Genomic DNA, 1324 nt, shown 5'->3' on the forward strand with positions numbered 1-1324 from the left:
GCTACACGGTCAACAGCGCCACGCAGATCACGGCGACGGCCCCCGCCGGTTCCGGCACGGTCGACGTGCGTGTCACCACGACGGGCGGCACCAGCGCCACCGGCGCCGCCGATCAATTTACGTATGTTGCGGCACCGGCGGTCAGCAGCATTTCGCCGACTGCAGGGCCGACGGGCGGCGGCACTTCCGTCATCATCACCGGTTCGAATTTTAGCGGCACAACGGCGGTGACCTTCGGCGCCACGGCGGCCACCGGCTTTACGGTCAACAGTGCCACGCAGATCACGGCGACGGCGCCAAGCGGCACGGGTACGGTGGACGTGCGCGTCACCACCACTGGAGGCACCAGTGCCACCAGCGCGGCGGACCAGTACACCTTTGTGGCGTCCCCGGCGGTGACGAGCATTTCGCCGACTGCCGGTCCGGCAGCCGGCGGCACCACGGTCACCATCACGGGTACGGGCTTTGGCGGTACCACGGCAGTGACCTTCGGCGCCACGGCGGTGAGCGGTTTCACGGTCGACGGCGCCACGCAGATCACGGCGACGGCGCCCGCCGGCACCGGCATGGTGGACGTGCGCGTCACTACGACGGGCGGCACCAGCGCCACCAGCGCCGCCGACCAATTTACGTATGTCGCGGCACCGGCGGTCAGCAGCATTTCGCCGACTGCAGGGCCGACGGGCGGCGGTACTTCCGTCATCATCACCGGTTCGAATTTTGGCGGCACAACGGCGGTGACCTTCGGCGCCACGGCGGCCACCGGCTTTACGGTCAACAGCGCCACGCAGATCACGGCGACGGCGCCCGCCGGTTCCGGCACGGTGGACGTGCGCGTCACCACGACGGGCGGCACCAGCGCCACCAGCGCGGCCGACCAATTTACGTATGTCGCGGCGCCGGCGGTCAGCAGCATTTCGCCGACTGCGGGGCCGACGGGCGGCGGTACTTCCATCATCATCACCGGTTCGAATTTTGGCGGCACAACGGCAGTGACCTTTGGCGCCACTGCGGCCACCGGCTTTACGGTCAACAGTGCCACGCAGATCACGGCGACGGCACCAACCGGTTCCGGCACGGTGGACGTGCGCGTCACCACGACGGGCGGCACCAGCGCCACCAGCGCGGCCGATCAATTTACGTATGTCGCGGCGCCAACGGTCAGCAGCATTTCGCCGACTGCGGGGCCGACGGGCGGTGGTACTTCCGTCATCATCACCGGTTCGAATTTTGGCGGCACAACGGCGGTGACCTTCGGCGCCACGGCGGCCACCGGCTTTACGGTCAACAGTGCCACGCAGATCACGGCGACGGCCCCCCGGGG

1 protein-coding gene is annotated in these 1324 nt (G+C 68.8%); it reads left to right on the forward strand.

Translation table 11 applies throughout. The annotated features are described in order from the left end of the window. The coding region (locus IGS61_RS27675) for an IPT/TIG domain-containing protein (protein WP_230542496.1) at window positions 1-1324 on the forward strand (1324 nt) is incomplete at both ends.

This window comes from Janthinobacterium sp. FW305-129, from assembly GCF_020858115.1.
Taxonomy (GTDB): domain Bacteria; phylum Pseudomonadota; class Gammaproteobacteria; order Burkholderiales; family Burkholderiaceae_D; genus Janthinobacterium.